Raw genomic sequence first — 14403 nt, forward strand, 5'->3', positions numbered from 1 at the left:
ATTCAATTAGTACATCCACAGCGCTTCTTGCTCGGGGGGCCACACAACTACTGTCAAGTACAGTAGGACGCAAATCACAATTATGCTCACTATTAACTTTAGCCAGTAATCGTGAGAAATGCCTGATTCGGGCGTCGGTTTTTTGCCTGTAACCATGGCTTTGATGATAGGCTGCTTTTTAACAAAAACATAAATAAGGGCTGCAATAACATGCAGTAACACAGCAATCTGAATGACGGTAAACGCTTGATGATGCAGTGTGTTCATCAACGATTGTACGTCACTGCTTACTGCACTGAAATAAGGCGCTGAAAAGAAAATTTCATCGGTCATAAACAAGCCTGTAATGCTTTGGACAAGTAAAACAAGCAAAAGAAATAAAGCCATCCATCCACCGAGCGGGTTGTGTCCAGTATAGGTAGGTGCTTCTCCCTTAAACGTCGCGACTAAGTAGTGTAAAACCGTTTTGGGCGATGCTAAAAACTGCCCAAACCTAGCATACCGAGACCCAATAAAGCCCCACAGAAGGCGAAAAACCACAACACCTAATAACCCATAACCAAACCATGCGTGCCATTGTATGGCGTCGTCAAGCAATTCGGCGGTGACCCATTGTGCGATCACTAATAACACAATAGCCCAATGGCAAATGCGAACGGGAATATCCCAAATAGTCTGAGTCTGCTGATCCATGAAATCGTTTATTGGTTGCATTTGAATTTCATTATTGCATAGTTGGCGCTTTGCAGTAATAACTAAGAGAGCAAGTACATGAATATTGGGATATTTGGGGCCAATGGACGCATGGGACGGCGTTTAGTTGAAGTGGTACTAAACGATCACGAGAGTAAACTCAGTGGTGCCTATGTGCGAATTGGCTCTTCATTCATCGGAATTGATGCAGGTGACTTGGCAGGGAGCGGGCAGTGTGGTGTGCGCTGCGAGCCGTTTGAGAAAGCGCAAGCCAGTAACATTGATGCCATGATAGATTTCACCTTGCCAGAAACCTTATCCACTCACCTATCTTGGTGTGTAGAGAACAAGGTTGCGCTTGTGATCGGTACGACAGGCCTAACCGCTGAACAACACCATCAAATCAGTGAAGCCGGCAAATCAATACCTGTATTGTGGGCGGCAAACTTTAGTATTGGCGTCAATGTAATGTTGAGTCTAGTAAGGCAGGCTGCTCGGGTGCTCGAGTCAGTGGCTGACATTGAAATTATTGAAGCACATCACAGACACAAACTGGATGCGCCTTCGGGCACAGCGATGGCGATTGGTGAAGCCATTGCCGGTGAGTTAAACCGCGACTTAACTAAATGTGCAATTTATGGGCGTGAAGGCATTGAAGACCCTAGACAGCGCGAAACAATAGGTTTTTCGACAATTCGTGGCGGCGATATAGTGGGTGAACATACTGCCTTATTCGCATGTGAAGGTGAAAGGCTTGAAATAACACATAAAGCATCAACCCGTCTTACTTTTGCATCTGGCGCAGTCAATGTTGCGAAGTGGTTAAAAAACCAACGAGCAGGAAGTTATACTATGCATGATTACGTCAAAAGCCGGTTAGGTTAATAATGGTTTTAGCTGTTTAGTGTTGAAAATTAATTAAAATCCTTATTTTTACATTTTTTTGAAATCTAATTAGACCTTATGCCGTTAGTAATATATACTCAGCGGAATTTGCCAAAAATCTGCGCATAAAGCATTTTAAGTGCCTTAATTATGCGCATATATTAGCTGCAAAGAATGGTAAACAGATTTTGTTTTAGCAAGCAAAGTGTGTTTTTGCGCGCGTTTTTGCACTTAGTAACTGCATAAAACGCTTAGTTACCCTTAATCCGGAGGTTGACTTGGCTAATTCCGCCCTTTTGGTGTTAGAAGACGGTTCTGTATTCAAAGGCACGTCTATCGGAGCATCAGGTTTCGCTGTTGGTGAAGTAGTGTTTAATACTTCAATGACTGGCTATCAAGAGATATTGACTGACCCATCTTACGCTGAGCAAATCATAACGCTCACTTACCCTCATATTGGAAATACCGGCACAAACAAAGAAGACGTAGAAGCGAATAAAATCTGGTCTAAAGGGCTAGTTATTCGTGATTTGCCACTCATTGCGAGCAATTTTAGAACTGAGCAAACCCTCTCAGATTACCTGCAGGATAATAACATCGTAGGTATTGCTGACATCGATACACGACGCCTCACGCGTATTCTGCGTGAGAAAGGTGCCCAGAATGGATGCATCGTCAGTGCTGAGGCGCTTGATGAGTCCGCAGCATTAGAAAAAGCGAAAGCCTTTCCCGGTCTCAAGGGGATGGATTTAGCAAAAGTTGTGTCCACAGAGTCGGCACAGGAATGGACGGGCAGCACCTGGTCTTTGGGCGAAGGCTATGGACAAGCAAAGGATACACAGTTTCATGTAGTTGCCTATGACTTCGGTGCCAAGCACAATATATTGCGCATGTTGGTAGAGCGCGGATGTAAAGTGACCTTAGTACCTGCACAAACGTCGGCAGATGAGGCGTTGGCTTTAAACCCTGACGGTATATTCCTGTCCAATGGGCCGGGTGATCCCGAACCTTGTGATTATGCAATTCAGGCGATAAAAACGTTTTTGGAAAAGCGTATTCCCCTATTTGGTATTTGCTTAGGTCATCAATTGTTAGCATTGGCCAGTGGTGCAAAAACGCTGAAAATGAAGTTTGGCCACCATGGTGCGAACCACCCTGTTAAAGATCTGGTTCGTGACGTGGTCATGATAACCAGTCAAAACCATGGGTTTGCGGTTGACGAAACAACCTTACCTGACAATGTTGAAGCGACCCATGTATCGCTTTTTGACAAATCCTTGCAGGGCATACACTTGACTGACAAGCCAGCATTCAGTTTTCAAGGTCACCCAGAAGCGAGTCCTGGTCCACACGATGCCGCGCCATTGTTTGACCACTTTATTGAATTAATGCAACAAGCCAAGGCTGATTGATCACCATGCCAAAACGTACCGACATAAAAAGCATATTGATATTAGGAGCCGGCCCAATCGTCATCGGCCAGGCCTGTGAATTCGACTATTCAGGCGCGCAAGCCTGTAAAGCATTGCGAGAGGAAGGGTACCGCGTCATTCTGGTTAACTCTAACCCTGCAACTATAATGACCGACCCAGAGATGGCAGATGCGACCTACATCGAACCCATTCATTGGGAAGTTGTTAGACAAATCATTGCCAAAGAAAAGCCTGACGCTATTCTTCCTACCATGGGTGGTCAAACCGCTCTTAACTGTGCATTGGACTTAAACCGCGAAGGCGTGCTTGAAGAGTTCAACGTAGAGCTTATCGGCGCTACGGCAGACGCCATTGATAAAGCGGAAGACAGAGAGCGTTTTGACAAGGCCATGAAATCTATAGGCCTAGAGTGCCCCCGAGCAGAAATTGCACATTCCATGGAGCAAGCTCACGATGTACTGAGCCGTATTGGCTTCCCGTGTATTATTCGTCCATCGTTCACAATGGGGGGAACTGGTGGTGGTATTGCCTACAACAAAGACGAATTTAATGAAATTTGTGCCCGGGGTTTAGACCTGTCACCCACCAACGAATTGCTGATCGATGAGTCATTAATAGGTTGGAAAGAATATGAAATGGAAGTGGTCCGTGATAAAGCGGATAACTGCATTATCGTGTGTACCATCGAAAATTTTGATCCGATGGGCGTGCACACAGGTGACTCCATCACAGTTGCGCCTGCACAGACATTAACTGACAAAGAGTTTCAAATAATGCGTAACGCCGCCATGGCGGTATTACGAGAGATTGGTGTCGAAACCGGGGGGTCAAATGTCCAGTTTGGTGTAGACCCTAAAACGGGACGCATGGTCATCATTGAGATGAACCCCCGCGTGTCAAGATCGTCTGCGCTGGCGTCTAAAGCGACCGGTTTCCCCATTGCAAAAATTGCAGCAAAACTGGCTGTTGGCTTCACGCTGGATGAATTAGCAAACGATATCACCGGTGGTGCAACACCAGCTTCTTTCGAACCGGCAATTGATTATGTCGTGACGAAAATTCCTCGCTTTAACTTTGAAAAGTTTGCCGGTGCGAACGATCGCCTGACAACACAGATGAAGTCTGTGGGAGAGGTTATGGCAATAGGTCGTAATCAGCAGGAGTCGTTGCAAAAAGCCTTACGTGGTCTTGAAGTTGGGGCTTCTGGTCTTGATCCTATTGTTGATTTAGAAGATTCAGAAGCGCGGAATAAAATTGTTTTTGAATTACGTCAGCCAGGCGCAGAGCGTATTTGGTATATCGGTGATGCATTTAGAATGGGCATGACGGTTGATGAGGTCTTCAATCTGACCAACATCGACCCCTGGTATTTGGTTCAGCTTGAAGAACTGATCCAACTGGAAGATAAGGTTAAGCAAAAACCCATGAGTGATATGGACGCAGATTTTCTGCGTGCATTAAAGCGTAAAGGCTTCTCCGACACTCGGTTGGCCGAGCTTATGAGCGTGGCGGAAAGCGACGTGCGTGAAAAGCGTTTGGAACACAACATTGTTCCTGTGTATAAACGCGTTGATACCTGCGCCGCAGAATTTTCTACCAGTACGGCTTACATGTATTCAAGTTACGATGAAGAATGTGAAGCCGACCCGTCAGATAGAGACAAAATTATGGTTCTGGGTGGCGGGCCAAACCGCATTGGTCAGGGTATAGAGTTTGACTATTGCTGTGTACACGCGGCCCTGTCTATGCGAGAAGATGGCTACGAAACCATCATGGTTAACTGTAACCCTGAAACTGTGTCGACTGACTACGATACGTCTGACCGACTCTACTTCGAGCCGGTAACTCTGGAAGATGTTCTGGCCATCGTCGACGTGGAAAAACCCAAAGGCGTGATAGTGCAATATGGTGGTCAAACACCACTTAAATTGGCGCGAGCTCTTGAAGCAAACGGCGTTCCCATTATTGGCACGTCACCCGATGCTATCGATAGGGCAGAAGATCGCGAGCGGTTCCAGCAAATGGTGAATAAGCTGGGTCTTAAGCAGCCAGCAAATGCCACTGTGAATAATATCGACGAAGCACTTGCTAATGCAGAAGATATTGGCTTTCCGCTTGTCGTTCGTCCTTCTTATGTGTTGGGTGGACGAGCGATGGAAATCGTTTATGACATGAAAGACCTTAAGCGCTACTTAAATGAAGCGGTGAAGGTGTCGAACGATTCCCCTGTTTTGCTAGACCGTTTCCTTGATGATGCTATTGAAGTTGATATCGATGCTATTTGTGACGGAGAAACAGTCGTCATTGGCGGGATAATGGAGCATATAGAGCAAGCCGGTGTGCACTCAGGTGATTCAGCGTGTTCTTTGCCCCCTTACAGTTTATCCGCAGAAATTCAAAATACCATGCGTGAGCAAGTTTCTGCTATGGCACTGGAGCTGGGTGTTATCGGCTTGATGAACACGCAATTTGCTATCAAAGACAATGAGGTTTATCTCATAGAAGTAAACCCACGTGCAGCGCGTACTGTGCCATTTGTGTCAAAAGCCACAGGTGTTTCACTGGCCAAAGTTGCTGCCAGAGTTATGGCAGGTAAGTCACTGAAAGAACAGGGAATTACGGAGGAGGTTATTCCGCCTTTCTATTCTGTTAAAGAGGTTGTTCTGCCTTTTGCTAAATTCCAGGGCGTCGATCCACTTTTAGGCCCAGAAATGCGCTCTACCGGCGAAGTGATGGGCGTAGGTGATACCTTTGAAGAGGCTTATGCTAAAGCTAATTTGGGGGCAGGTTCGCCTCTACCACGTGATGGTAAGGTGTTAATATCGGTTCGCCAGGCAGACAAGCCTCGGGCGATTGAACTGGTCAAGAAAATGGTTGCTGAGGGCTATACCATCGAAGCGACACGAGGTACAGCTACTGAACTTTATGATGCAGGCATTGTGACATCGGTAGTGAATAAAATGTCGGAAGGCCGTCCAAATATTGTTGATGCGATAAAAAACGGCGAATACGCCTATATCATCAATACCACTGAAGGGCGTCAAGCGATAACAGACTCCGTTTACATTCGTCGTGAAGCTTTGCTGAATAAAGTGATGTATACCACAACGATGAACGCGGCTGCCGCGACCGTAAATGCGCATAAAGCCGACGACAGAGGAAGTGTTACCTCTGTTCAGGCTTTGCATGCGCGTATTGATCAAGCATAATCTATCGTTATTACAGCGCTTTTGATTTCAAAAGCGCTCCGAAATTTTAATACGAGGATAAGAATGAGCCAGTATCCTATGACGGCGAAAGGAGCAGAAATGCTCCGCGAAGAATTAAACGAACTCAAGTCAGTCACGCGTCCAAAGATCATTGAGGCGATTGCTGAGGCAAGAGAGCATGGTGACTTGAAAGAAAATGCCGAATACCATGCAGCACGTGAACAGCAGAGTTTTTGTGAAGGGCGGATTCAAGACATCGAAGGTAAATTGTCGAATGCGCAAATTATCGATGTTACAAAAATGGAAAACACAGGAAAGGTTATTTTTGGTGTTACCGTGACTATCCTTAACGTCGAAACAGAAGAAGAAACGACGTATAAGATTGTTGGCGATGATGAAGCAGACATTAAAAACAATCTTATATCAGTGAATTCACCGATAGCCAGAGGCCTTATTGGTAAAGAGTTGGACGATGTGGTCAATATCCAAACTCCAGCCGGTACGGTGGAATTTGAAATCATTGAAGTAGAATATATCTAAGGGTTCTACTCACAGTACATGGCCCCACACAGTGGGGCTTTTTTTTGCTTTACTGCAACATATCCGTAGCTAATTGAAGCGCATGGGTACGATCTTTCACTAAGATATCATCCAAGCTCTCATGATGTTCCTCGAGTAAGCGCAAGAGCTGTTGTTTACCAGCCTCCGTCTTCACAATTACTACGACCGCTTTATTCATCTCTCGCACTTCATGGATCAGGTTTTCAATTGACAGAGACATGGTGTCATCCAATAACGACACGTCACTTAAATCAATTAACACTACATCATGATCGGCAATTGATGAACGTTCTCTGGCAAGGGCTTTGGACACGCCAAAAATCATTGGACCGCTAAGGTAGAAATACAGAATTCGCCCATTAGCTTGATTGAGCAGCGCTTTTTGTTCTTTGTTAAGCGGTAATTGGTCATCCATATCACTGATCGCTCTGACGTTTTTCGCCTGGGTAACACTCAGCTTTTCAATGATAATAATGTTGGCAATAAATACCCCGATCCCCACGGCAACAATAAGGTCGACGAATACGGTTAACAGTAAAACCGAGTACATAATAAACGTGGTGTGAATGGACACTCGATGCGCGCGTTTGATAAAGCTCCAGTCCAGAATATCAACGCCCACTTTCACTGCAATACCGGCAAGCACTGCTAAGGGGATATTCCCCAGTAAACTAGCAAAACCAAAAATGCCCACCAGAAGCGTGATAACACGGGTAACACCAGACCAGGCACTTCGTGCACCGGTTTGAATATTTACAACGGTTCCCATGGTAGCGCCCGCGCCAGGCAGACCGCCCAAAAAACCTGACATCAAGTTGCCTAACCCTTGTCCAATAAGCTCTTTGTCTGATTTGTGTTCGGTGCGCGTTAAGTTATCTGAGATAACGGAGGTGAGCATAGAATCAATACAGCCAAGCATGCCCAGTACCATGGCATCTACCAGCATGGTTCTGAATTGCTCAAGGGTAAATGTGGGAATAACAGGCGTGGGAAGAGACATGGAAATATCGCCAATTCGACGAATACTGTCATAGTCGAACCACACAACAGAAAACACACTAATACCAACCAGCGCAATTAGCTGGGCTGGAATTTTTCGAGTCCACTTTTTAGGAATAAGGAACAGGATAACCAACGTCATCAGTGTGAGGGTAATTTCGGCAAGCTGTACATTGCTGAGTATATCTGGCAGGTTTTGTAGCGTCCCTAATACACCGCCCGGAGGTGCTGGCTGTCCAAGTGCGGGGGCTAGCTGAATAATAATCAGAATAACACCAATCCCAGACATAAACCCCGAAACCACACTGTATGGCATTAGCGTGATGTATTTACCCAGTTTGAGTAGGCCAAAAGCAATCTGGAATAACCCAGCCATCATAACAACAGTAAAAGCCATGGCTAATCCATTGTCTGGGTTATTGGCCAGTAACCCAGTAACTACTGCGGCCATTACCACTGTCATTGGACCAGTAGGTTCAGAGATTAGGGTAGGGGTTCCACCAAAGACGGCAGCGAACAAACCGATGATAACAGCGCCGTACAGTCCGGCTTCAGCGCCAGCTCCTGAGGCAACACCAAATGTAAGTGCGAGAGGAAGTGAAACAATTGCAGCAGTGATGCCACCAAGGATGTCGTTGCGAAGTGTCTTGCGTGAAAAATAGTTAAACATAAACTCCCCTTCCATTCGGCGGTTTATTCTAACCAATAATTCAAAAAAAGCGATGTATAAATATAAATGTCTGGTCCAACAACTTTGAAATATATAAAAAAGGCCACGGATGTGGCCTTTTTCAGGAAACTAATTTAACAGGGCTGCTTAGTTTTCTAGCAGGCGACTGCCAATTTCAATTTTTCGGGGTTTTTTAGCTTCGGGAATTACCCGTTCTAAATCTATGCTAAGAAGCCCGTTTTCCAAGTCTGCGCTCAATACCTTAACATGGTCGCCGAGTTGGAATTTGCGTTCAAAGTTGCGCTCTGAAATTCCTTTGTGAAGGAATTTGCGTCCTTCATTGTCATCAGTATTGCGTTTGCCTGTGACAGTCAGGGTGTTCTCCTGAACTTCAATTGTCACATCGTCCTGCCCAAACCCTGCGATAGCCATGGTTATTTGATACTTGTCCTCGCCTAATAACTCAATGTTGTAAGGGGGATAGCTGCTTTGCTTTTCGTTTCGTGCGGCAGCATCAATCATCTGCGCGAGATGGTCTGAACCAATGAAAGAGCGGTAAAGTGGTGATAGATCGATAGTTCTCATAGTCATATCCTTTCAATTAAGCAATATGGTAAAAATTATGCCCCGATAATCGGCGGCGTTAATTGTCGGCCCAGGTTCTGGCGCCGACAATTAATAGATGGGAACAACCGAATGCTTTTCAAGAAAATATTTTGAAAAATTTTTCAAGTTATTGAAAAATAATTACTTATTTTTATAAATTTTTCCATTTTTCATAACGAAACTTACGTCTTCCATGACCGACATATCACTAAAAGGGTTCCCTTTTACTGCAACAATATCGGCGTACTTGCCAGAAGCGATGCTTCCAATCTTGTCTTGCTTAAGCAGATTGGCGGTGTTGATTGTCGCAGCTTGAATGGCTTGCATTGGGGACATGCCAAAATTTACCATACGCGCGAACTGCCTGCCATTTTGCCCGTGGGGGTATACCCCTGCATCAGAGCCAAACACCATATTCACGCCTGCATCGACAGCTTTTTTGAAATTGTCTCTCTGTGTTTTGCCTACCACACGCTCTTTATCCAGACTTTCCTGCAAAATGCCCGCTTTTTCACCTTCGCCCAAAATGTATTCAGTTACATAGATATCCATGGAAAAGTAGGTGCCTTTTTCCAACGCGAGCGCGATGGCCTCATCATCAAGCAGGCTCACGTGCTCTGCGGAATCTACCCCTGCTCTGATGGCTGTTTTTATCCCTGACGTGCCATGCGCATGCGTGGCCACAGTCAAACCACGCATGTGCGCTTCTTCAACTAATGCCTTCATTTCTTCGTAGGTGTACTGCTGAACACCCACTTTTGTGCCTTTAGACAGTACGCCTCCAGTAGCACAGTACTTTATGACATCTGCGCCGTATTTTATGTTGTGCCTAACTTTTTCTCTTACTTTCCAGGGACCGTCAGCAACCCCTTCGCTGAAATTTTTATATAGATAGGGCAACAGGTTGTTGTCACAGTGGCCACCTGTAACCCCAATAGAGGGGCCTGATACAAACATACGAGGTCCATCAACCTTGCCCTTTTTTATAGCATTTTTTAGGGCAACATCAGCAAAACCAGGAGCCCCCACATTGCGTACTGTGGTGAATCCCGCCATGAGCGTTTTCTGCGCATTGGTGACTCCCGTGATGGTGGCATCGGGCAAAGATACAGATAGCCGGTTGTAACCATGAACTCCGGCATCTGAAGTTAGGTGAACATGCATATCCATAAGGCCTGGCATAAGTGTGCTGTCCCCAAGGTTTATTACTTTCGCATCAGCGGGTATTGCAACCTGACTTGCCTTTCCTACTTCAATGATTGTATTACCGTCAATAATTACAACGGCATTGTTGACCAGTGTTCCAGCTTCAACGTCGACAAGTCTGTCAGCAGTGATAGCAGTAATAGCCAAAGCCAGGGCAGGGAAATAAAGTGAACCAACAAGTAAAAGTATTTTGAGTGTTTGCATAATAGCGCTCTGTGTGATCAGATTGTTCTCATGTTGCCTCTTTTTACTGTGTAGATAAAGGTCAGCAGATAAATAAATACCAGTGGCCAGTCACCAAGCTGTCTATAGGGGGTCTGACCTCGCGTAGTGACAACATTATCGGTCAATGTGGCCGTCTCAAACTGGGGTAACATAGAGCTAATGTTGCCGTTGTGATCAACAAATGCAGTAATGCCATTATTTGTCGCACGTATTACCGGTAACCCCAGTTCTTTAGCCCGAACCTGAGCAATTTGCATGTGTTGTGCAGGACCGTGTGAACGCCCAAACCAGGCATCATTGCTGACGGTAAGAATCATATCGGTTGTGCTTGTTACATTGGCTCTGAGTTGTCTTGGAAAAGCAATTTCAAAACATAAGGCAGGTGCAATGCTTGCCCCATTTACCAAAAGGTTTGCCTGCTGATAATTCCCTCTTGAAAAAGAAGACATGGGCAAATCAAAAATAGGTGCTAGATTGCGTAGTAGATCCTCAAACGGCACAAATTCGCCGATGGGTAACAAGTGGTGTTTAGCATATCGGTTTGCGTGAAAGTAGCGGTAGTGACCATTTTCTTCGTTATGACCAGACTGGCCCAGCGCAATAACATTGTTAAATACTTCACCCGATTCGAAATTGTAATTGATTATCCCTGTGACCAGTCCCGTGTCTGTTTGCGCTGCCGTATAGTCAAGCTCGATAAGATAAGGTTGACTCAAACTTTCCAGCTTGGGTACAGCAGCTTCTGGCCATACTACAATGTCACTGTCCCACAGCGTGTCGGTAAGCGCGCGGTAACGCTGCATAGTCGGCTCATCTTGCTCTGGCACCCAGCGCAAAGATTGTGGGATATTGCCTTGAACCATGGATACAGTGTACGTGTGGGACGCCTTGACCCACGGCACTTGGTTAAGGGTGTAGCCACCCAAAACCACCACTGCAGTGATGAGAATGAGCGATTGCCATTGGCGCTTTACCGACCATAGCGCCCAGCAGGCTGACAGTAAAACGAGTAAACTGGTCAATCCGGTTTCACCTACTACTGGCATCCATCCAGATAGCGGGCTTGAGAGCTGTGAGTAGCCCAGACTCAGCCATGGAAAACCTGTTAACACCCAGCTTCTAAGCCATTCAGTGAAAAACCAAATGCATGCCAAGGCGACGGGCCACCAATGCTTAGCGGTAAATCTTGTTGTCAGATAAAGTGCCAATGCCGGAAATAAAGCCAAGTAACTACACAGTAAAGCCATCAGGGCTATGGAGCCGATCAGGGGTAGGCCTCCAAAATCTGCGATGCTCACATGCACCCAGCTGATCCCCGCACCAAACCAGCCGGCACCGAAACACCAGCCAAGCACAAATACACGTTTAGTGGGAACTTTGGGCCATTGTCGTAAAAACAATACCAGCGCAACAGGTGTGATAAGCCACATATCAAAAGGGGCATAGGCAAGGGTGAGGCATGCCCCGCTTAGTGCAGCTAGCAGGTAAGGGAGATAAGTGACCAGCGTTTAAGACTCCAGAGCAGGGATTGTCACTTTAAGCTGAATCAATCGACGTTTGTCAGAATTTGTCACCTTAAAGTGAATATCACTGATTTCAATCTCGTCGTTGGTTGCAGGCATATGGCCAAACGCTTTCAATACGATGCCGCCGATGGTATCGGCTTCTTCTTCATTAAATTTCGTTTCAAAAAATGCGTTAAATTCCTCTACTGACGTTAGTGCTTTTACTGAGTAAGTAGATTTATTCAGGGGGCGGATAGCATCAGTGCTATCTTCTTCCACATCATATTCATCCTCAATTTCGCCAACTATGAGTTCGAGAATATCTTCGATCGTTACTAAACCCGATACGCCACCATATTCATCAACCACAATGGCCATGTGATAACGCTGTTGACGGAATTCTTTGAGTAACACATCTACACGCTTGCTCTCTGGCACAATAACAGCGGGGCGCAGTACGTGTTTAAGGTGAAACTCTTTTCCAGGAATAAAGGCATAGGCCAGTAAATCTTTGGCCAGCAAAATACCTTCAATGTGATCTTTATCTTCACTGATGACCGGGAAGCGCGAGTGCGCGGTATCCAGCATAACGGGAAGAAACTCTTCCACTGTTTGATTTATATCGATGGTAGTCATTTGTGCACGAGGGATCATAATATCCCGTACACTTAATTCATTGACTTCAATTACACCCTCCAGCATTTCTCTGGTTTGTGGGTCAATGACGTCTCTGGTTTCTGCTTCTGTAATTAATTCGACCAGTTCATCTTTATTTTTCGGCTCACCAGCTAAGGTTTGCTTGATACGTCCAAGCCACCCCTTAGAGTGGGAACCGTTACTAGAGTGGGGGTTGTCTTCGCTCATGTTTTCTTTTTTCAGTGTGCTGAGTGCTCAAATTAATGATCTTGGTAAGGGTCGTCAATGCCTAATTCGGCTAAAAGCTGAATTTCTAACGATTCCATCTCTTCTGCTTCTTCATCCTGTATATGGTCATACCCAAGTAGATGCAAGGTGCCATGAATGATCATATGAGCAAAATGCGCTTGTAAGGTTTTATTCTGTTCACTGGCTTCTCTGATGATGACAGGGACGCAAATAACCAAATCACCCAGCAAGGGGATAGGGACATCCGGCACATGTTCAAAAGGGAAAGAGAGAACATTTGTCGGCTTGTTTTTGCCGCGATAGGTGCTGTTAAGCTCTTGTGATTCTGCAGCTTCAACGAACCGAATAGTTATTTCATGTTGTCTTGTATCATGCTTATTAAGTACACAGGCTACCCAGTGCTGAAGTTGCTCTGGGGAAGGGAGAACAGACGCATCTGAGTTACTAAGCGCCTGCTGAATATCCACAATGATTTCCGACATCAATTATTGTCGGCATCTTTGGATGCCTCTTCTTGTGCCCTTTTTTTATCAGCGCGAATCTTTTCCTGCTCAGCATCATATTCTTCATATGCCTGAACAATGCGCGCCACAACAGGATGTCGCACAACATCATGAGCGTTGAAAAAGTTAAACGAGATGTCATTGACATCGCCCAACACTTCAATAGCGTGACGTAATCCTGACCGCACGCCTCTTGGCAGGTCAACTTGCGTTATATCACCAGTAATAACTGCCTGTGAGTTGAAGCCAATTCGGGTGAGGAACATTTTCATTTGTTCTACCGTCGTGTTTTGGCTTTCATCAAGAATTATGAAGGCATCATTCAAGGTGCGGCCACGCATGTACGCAAGAGGGGCGACTTCAATCACGTTGCGCTCAATAAGCTTTTCAACTTTCTCAAATCCGAGCATTTCAAAAAGTGCATCGTAAAGTGGACGAAGATAGGGATCGACTTTTTGCGATAGATCGCCAGGTAAGAAGCCCAGTTTTTCACCTGCTTCAACCGCAGGACGAGTCAACAGAATGCGACGTATTTCTTGTCTTTCTAATGCATCAACAGCACAGGCAACGGCAAGGTAGGTTTTTCCCGTACCTGCAGGTCCAATACCAAAGCTAATGTCATGGCCTATAATATTCGCGACATACTTTGACTGGTTGGGGTTACGAGGTTTTATAACGCCGCGTTTGGTGCGAATATGAACCTCTTTGCCATAATGACCCGCTTCAGCCCGTTCAAGACACTTTGCTTCCTGAATGGCCAAGTGTACCTGTTCAGGCGCTAGTTCAGGTATACGACCTTTTACTGGCTGGGTTTCAATATAGAGCAACTTTAACAACTCGCCCACGCCATTAACCTGTTCGCCTTCGCCGGTTACAGTAAAGGCATTATTGCGATAGGCTATTTCAACGCCTAAGCGCCGCTCTATTTGCTTAATATTATCGTCAAATGGGCCGCACAGGCTTAACAACCGTTTATTGTCTTCGGGCTCCAGGGTGACTTCACTGGATACTAAACTCGTCAAA

The 14403-nt window shown here is 45.6% G+C and carries 12 protein-coding genes; 4 read left to right on the top strand and 8 right to left on the bottom strand.

The genetic code is table 11. The features are described 5' to 3' along the window. Window positions 1–6 precede the first annotated feature (6 nt). On the bottom strand, window positions 7–714 hold the full coding sequence (locus DRW07_RS06315; RefSeq protein WP_124027055.1) for a cytochrome b/b6 domain-containing protein: 708 nt from the start codon (window positions 712–714) through the stop codon (window positions 7–9). A 57-nt stretch (window positions 715–771) separates the two neighbouring features. On the opposite strand from DRW07_RS06315, the gene dapB reads away from it, so the two are divergent. The 4 genes from dapB (at window position 772) to greA (ending at window position 6760) form a co-directional block, all read left to right on the top strand. Further along, on the top strand, window positions 772–1578 hold the full coding sequence (gene dapB / locus DRW07_RS06320) for a 4-hydroxy-tetrahydrodipicolinate reductase (RefSeq protein WP_124027056.1): 807 nt from the start codon (window positions 772–774) through the stop codon (window positions 1576–1578). Between the two features lie 278 nt (window positions 1579–1856). Beyond that, on the top strand, window positions 1857–2990 hold the full coding sequence (gene carA / locus DRW07_RS06325; protein ID WP_124027057.1) for a glutamine-hydrolyzing carbamoyl-phosphate synthase small subunit: 1134 nt from the start codon (window positions 1857–1859) through the stop codon (window positions 2988–2990). 5 nt (window positions 2991–2995) lie between these two features. Further along, window positions 2996–6220: a carbamoyl-phosphate synthase large subunit gene (gene carB / locus DRW07_RS06330; RefSeq protein ID WP_124027058.1), complete on the top strand. Its 3225-nt coding sequence runs from the start codon at window positions 2996–2998 to the stop codon at window positions 6218–6220. A 63-nt stretch (window positions 6221–6283) separates the two neighbouring features. Then, window positions 6284–6760 (top strand): transcription elongation factor GreA, encoded by a 477-nt coding sequence (gene greA / locus DRW07_RS06335; protein ID WP_124027059.1) that lies wholly within the window; start codon window positions 6284–6286, stop codon window positions 6758–6760. Window positions 6761–6809: 49 nt separating this feature from the next. Here the strand turns inward: greA and DRW07_RS06340 are convergent, their stop codons facing one another. The 7 genes from DRW07_RS06340 to DRW07_RS06370 form a co-directional block, all read right to left on the bottom strand. After that, a complete protein-coding gene (locus DRW07_RS06340; protein ID WP_124027060.1) occupies window positions 6810–8450 on the bottom strand; it encodes a SulP family inorganic anion transporter in 1641 nt (546 codons plus the stop codon). A 147-nt stretch (window positions 8451–8597) separates the two neighbouring features. Continuing rightward, complete coding sequence (locus DRW07_RS06345; RefSeq protein ID WP_124027061.1) at window positions 8598–9035, bottom strand: Hsp20 family protein; 438 nt, start codon at window positions 9033–9035, stop codon at window positions 8598–8600. Window positions 9036–9197: 162 nt separating this feature from the next. Next, window positions 9198–10466: a Xaa-Pro dipeptidase gene (locus tag DRW07_RS06350; protein ID WP_124027062.1), complete on the bottom strand. Its 1269-nt coding sequence runs from the start codon at window positions 10464–10466 to the stop codon at window positions 9198–9200. Between the two features lie 17 nt (window positions 10467–10483). Beyond that, window positions 10484–11992, bottom strand: coding sequence for an apolipoprotein N-acyltransferase (gene lnt, locus DRW07_RS06355; RefSeq protein WP_124027063.1), 1509 nt, complete (start codon window positions 11990–11992; stop codon window positions 10484–10486). 3 nt (window positions 11993–11995) lie between these two features. Beyond that, window positions 11996–12856, bottom strand: a complete 861-nt coding sequence (corC, locus tag DRW07_RS06360; RefSeq protein ID WP_124027064.1) for a CNNM family magnesium/cobalt transport protein CorC — start codon at window positions 12854–12856, stop codon at window positions 11996–11998. A 32-nt stretch (window positions 12857–12888) separates the two neighbouring features. After that, window positions 12889–13362: an rRNA maturation RNase YbeY gene (ybeY, locus tag DRW07_RS06365; protein ID WP_240630525.1), complete on the bottom strand. Its 474-nt coding sequence runs from the start codon at window positions 13360–13362 to the stop codon at window positions 12889–12891. Beyond that, complete coding sequence (locus DRW07_RS06370) at window positions 13359–14402, bottom strand: PhoH family protein (protein WP_124027066.1); 1044 nt, start codon at window positions 14400–14402, stop codon at window positions 13359–13361. The genes ybeY and DRW07_RS06370 overlap by 4 nt, the downstream gene beginning before the upstream one ends. Window position 14403: the final 1 nt, after the last annotated feature.

The organism is Paralteromonas sediminis (assembly GCF_003820355.1).
GTDB classification, from domain to species: Bacteria; Pseudomonadota; Gammaproteobacteria; order Enterobacterales; family Alteromonadaceae; genus Alteromonas_F; species Alteromonas_F sediminis.

Excerpts from the sequence above, each read along its gene's own strand:
- carB (WP_124027058.1), top strand. The coding sequence starts at position 2,996 with ATGCCAAAACGTACCGACATAAAAAGCATATTGATATTAGGAGCCGGC.
- greA (WP_124027059.1), top strand. The coding sequence starts at position 6,284 with ATGAGCCAGTATCCTATGACGGCGAAAGGAGCAGAAATGCTCCGCGAA.
- dapB (WP_124027056.1), top strand. The coding sequence starts at position 772 with ATGAATATTGGGATATTTGGGGCCAATGGACGCATGGGACGGCGTTTA.
- corC (WP_124027064.1), bottom strand. The coding sequence starts at position 12,856 with ATGAGCGAAGACAACCCCCACTCTAGTAACGGTTCCCACTCTAAGGGG.
- DRW07_RS06345 (WP_124027061.1), bottom strand. The coding sequence starts at position 9,035 with ATGAGAACTATCGATCTATCACCACTTTACCGCTCTTTCATTGGTTCA.
- DRW07_RS06350 (WP_124027062.1), bottom strand. The coding sequence starts at position 10,466 with ATGCAAACACTCAAAATACTTTTACTTGTTGGTTCACTTTATTTCCCT.
- DRW07_RS06340 (WP_124027060.1), bottom strand. The coding sequence starts at position 8,450 with ATGTTTAACTATTTTTCACGCAAGACACTTCGCAACGACATCCTTGGT.
- DRW07_RS06315 (WP_124027055.1), bottom strand. The coding sequence starts at position 714 with ATGCAACCAATAAACGATTTCATGGATCAGCAGACTCAGACTATTTGG.